The sequence below is a fragment of the Ideonella azotifigens genome (genome assembly GCF_006519715.1).
Lineage (GTDB): Bacteria > Pseudomonadota > Gammaproteobacteria > Burkholderiales > Burkholderiaceae_C > Ideonella > Ideonella azotifigens.
Map to the genome: position 1 here is coordinate 1 of NZ_VIDT01000510.1, position 4095 is coordinate 4095.

The window sequence follows — 4095 nt, forward strand, 5'->3', positions numbered from 1 at the left end:
GGGACTGAAACCCGGCCCTGGTGCATGGTGCCCCGCGGCGGTGCGGGGGGCGCGAGGGTTGCGATGCCAGCCGTGACATCCGACCGCCGGCCTGACCCATCGCTGGGCGACAGGCCGCGACACGGCATGGTGCGGATCTTGATCGATACCTGCATCCCGATCAGCGCCCCATGAACGCCGCCTTGCCCACCGCCACCCTGGATCCGCCCCCGCCGGACGCGCAGCCCGCTGTGCACCAGCAGGTCGTGAAGATCCGGCGCGACTACAACCTGTGGGTGGCCAGCGAGACCATGGAGGACTACGCGCTGCGGTTCACGCCGCGCGCCTTCCGCAAGTGGTCCGAGTGGCGGGTGGCCAACACGGCCTTTGGCGCCGCGTCCTTCCTGGTGCTGGAAGCCGTGGGCGCCACGCTGCTGGTGCGTTACGGCTTTGCCAATGCCTTCTGGGCCATCCTGGCCACTGGCCTGGTGATCTTCCTGGCGGGGCTGCCGATCAGCGTCTATGCGGCCCGGCATGGCGTGGACATGGACTTGCTGACGCGCGGCGCCGGCTTCGGCTACCTCGGCTCCACGCTGACCTCGCTGATCTACGCCAGCTTCACCTTCATCTTCTTCGCGCTCGAAGCCGCGGTGATGGCCTATGCGCTCGAGCTGGCCTTCGACATCCCGCCGGTCTGGGGCTACCTGCTCTGCGCGCTGGCGGTCATTCCACTCGTCACCCATGGGGTGACCATCATCAGCCGGCTGCAAGTCTGGACCCAGCCGCTGTGGCTGCTGATGCTGGTCGCGCCGTATTTCTACGTCTTCCGCGAGAATCCGGGCCTGCTGAAAGGGCTGGTTGCCTACGCTGGCGAGAGCGGCCGCTTCCCCGGCTTTTCGCTGCAGGCCTTTGGTGCGGCCATGACGGTGGGCGTGGCGCTGATCACGCAGATGGGCGAACAGGTCGACTACCTGCGCTTCATGCCCGAGCTCACGCCTGCCAACCGCAAGCGCTGGTGGTTTGGGGTGCTGGTCGGCGGCCCGGGCTGGGTGCTGCCGGGCGTCTTGAAGATGCTGGGCGGCGCGCTGCTGGCCTGGCTGGCCATCGAACATTCGGTGCCGGTGGACCGCGCGGTCGACCCGAACCAGATGTACCTCGCGGCCTACGAATACGTGTTCCCGCACTACGGCCTGGCGGTCGCGGCCACGGCCTGTTTTGTCATCGTCTCGCAGCTGAAGATCAACGTCACCAACGCCTACGCCGGCTCGCTGGCCTGGTCCAACTTCTTCTCGCGGCTGACCCACAGCCACCCGGGCCGCGTGGTCTGGATGGTGTTCAACATCGGCATTGCGCTGATGCTGATGGAGCTGGACGTGTTCCAGGCGCTGGGTGGCGTGCTGGGCCTGTTTTCCAACATCGCCATCGCCTGGATCATGGCGGTCGTCGCCGACCTGGTGATCAACAAGCCGCTGGGCCTGAGCCCGCCCGGCATCGAGTTCCGCCGCGCCTACCTGCATGACGTGAACCCGGTCGGCGTCGGTGCCATGGGGCTGGCCTCGCTGCTGTCGGTGGCCGCCCACCTGGGCGCGTTTGGCGCCATGGCCCAGGCCTTCTCGGCGCTGATCGCGCTGGTCACCGCACTCGTCGCGTCACCGCTGATCGCCTGGTACACCGGTGGCCGCTACTACCTGGCGCGCGAACCGGAAGCGCCGGAGAGCCACACCGAGCGCGGTGACGGCCGCGGCGGCTACGCCCGGCTGCGCGCCCACACCTGCGTCGTCTGCGCCCGCAGCTACGAAGGCGAGGACATGGCCCGCTGCCCCGCGTATGGCGGCTTCATCTGCTCGCTGTGCTGCACGCTGGACGCCCGCTGCGGCGACCAGTGCAAGCCGCAACAACGCGCGGTGGACCGCTTCTGGCAGGCCTGGCGCCAGTTGCTGCTGCGCGTGCTGCCGCAGCGCCTGGCGCCGCAGGTCGACACCGGCCTGGGCCAATACCTGCTGCTGATGGGCCTGATCGTGCCGGCGCTGGGCGCGCTGTTCGGCCTGCTGTACCACCAGGAGCTGAAGGTGCTGGTCGAGCGCGGCGGCGAGGTCGCGGCGCAGTTGGCGCCTTCGCTGCAGGGCAGCTTCGTGAAGGCCTATGCGGCCCTCTTGCTGGTCTCGGCCGTGGTCGCCTGGTGGCTGGTACTGGCGCACAAGAGCCGGCAGGTGGCGCAGGAAGAAACGCTGCGCCAGACCGAGGCGCTGATGCGCGAGATCGCCTCGCACCAGCAGACCGACCTGGCGCTGCAGCAGGCCAAGCGCGTGGCCGACGCCGCCAACCAGGCCAAGACCCGCTACATCACCGCCATCAGCCACGAGCTGCGCACGCCGCTCAACAGCATCCTCGGCTACGCCCAGCTGCTGGAGGATGACGACAGCATGCCGGCCCACCGGCGCCAGGCCGTCAGCGTGATCCGCCGCGGCGGCGACCATCTGCTGAGCCTGATCGAAGGCACGCTGGACGTGGCCCGCATCGAAGGCGGCAAGCTGACGCTGGACTTGAAGCCCATGCGCTTTGCCGACTGCCTGCACGAGCTGGCCCGCATGTTCGAGCTGCAGGCGCAGGGCAAGGGCATCCGCTTCGTCTTCGAGTGCGGCGACACGCTGCCCGAATGGGTGCGCGCAGACGAACGCCGGCTGCGCCAGATCCTGATCAACCTGCTGGGCAATGCCGTCAAGTTCACGACCTTTGGCCATGTCACGCTGCGCGTGGCCTACGCACGTGAGATGGCCCGCGTCGAGATCATCGACTCCGGCCCCGGCATGAGCGAAGCCGAGCTGGCGCGGGTCTTCGAGCCGTTCGTGCGCGGCTCGGCCGCCGGCAGCGCCAGCGTAGGCGGCACCGGCCTGGGCCTGACCATCAGCAAGATGCTCACCGACCTGATGGGTGGCGAGATGACGGTGCACAGCATGCCTGGCCACGGCAGCACCTTCCGGCTTCGCCTGTTCCTGCCCGAAGTCAGGGGCGGGCAGGGCGGCCAGGTCAGCGCACCGCGCGCCGCGCACATCGGCTACGAAGGCCCGCGCCGCTGCATCCTGGTGGTCGACAACGAAGAGGCCGACCGGCAACTGCTGGCCGATCTGCTGCAACCGCTGGGCTTCGTGATCGAGCAGGCGGCGTCTGGCGAAGAAGGCCTGGCGCGGCTGGCCACGCTGCAACCCGACGCGATCTTCATGGACCTGGCGATGCCCGGCATCGACGGCTGGGAGACCATCCGCCGGCTGCGCGCCCAGGCGCTGTCCACCGCGCCGGTGGCGGTCATTTCGGCCAATGCCTTCGACCAGGGCCTGGACAACATCGTCGGCCTGCCGGCGTCGGATTTCCTGGTCAAGCCGGTGCGCCTGGCCGACCTGCTGGACTGGCTGGGCAGCCGGCTGCAGTTGCGCTGGATCGACGCCGCGCCGCGCCGGGCCGAGCCCGTTGCAGAGCCCGTTGCCGAGGTGCTGCCCCCGGTCGAAGCACTGGAGGCGCTGCAGGAACTGGTCGGCCTGGGCTATGTGCGCGGCGTGACGCGCAAGCTCGACCAGATCGAGGCCGAGCACCCGGCCGCCACGGCCTTCGTCGCCCGGCTGCGCGCGATGGCTCGCGGCTTCCAGCTCGATGCCATCCAACACACCTTGACGAAAGCCCTCGATGAACGCCGCCGTGCTGGATGAAGGCCCGGAAGACCCTGGCAACGGGCTGGACGCCGGCACTGCCGAGCGGGTGCTGATCGTCGACGATGTGCCGGACAACCTCGCGGTGCTGCACGACGCGCTGGACGAATCCGGCTACACCGTGCTGGTCGCCACGCATGGCGAGGCCGCGCTGCAAAGCGCCCGCCAGGCGCGGCCGGACATCGTGCTGCTGGACGCGGTGATGCCCGGCATGGATGGCTTCGAGGTGGCCCGCCGCCTGAAGGCCGACCCGGCCACCGCCGCCATCCCTATCATCTTCATGACCGGGTTGACCGACACCGAACACGTGGTCGCCGCCTTCGCTGCCGGCGGCGTGGACTACGTGACCAAGCCCATCCGCACGCGCGAAGTGCTGGCCCGCCTGGCCACGCATTTGCAAAGCGCGCGCAGCCAG

At 69.2% G+C, this 4095-nt stretch carries 2 protein-coding genes; both read left to right on the forward strand.

The genetic code is table 11. The features are described 5' to 3' along the window. Positions 1-170: 170 nt before the first annotated feature. Complete coding sequence (locus tag FKP22_RS23010; protein ID WP_141290008.1) at positions 171-3680, forward strand: hybrid sensor histidine kinase/response regulator; 3510 nt, start codon at positions 171-173, stop codon at positions 3678-3680. Continuing rightward, a partial coding sequence (locus FKP22_RS23015) for a response regulator (RefSeq protein ID WP_141290009.1) occupies positions 3658-4095 on the forward strand: 438 nt, incomplete at its 3' end. The genes FKP22_RS23010 and FKP22_RS23015, both read left to right, overlap by 23 nt.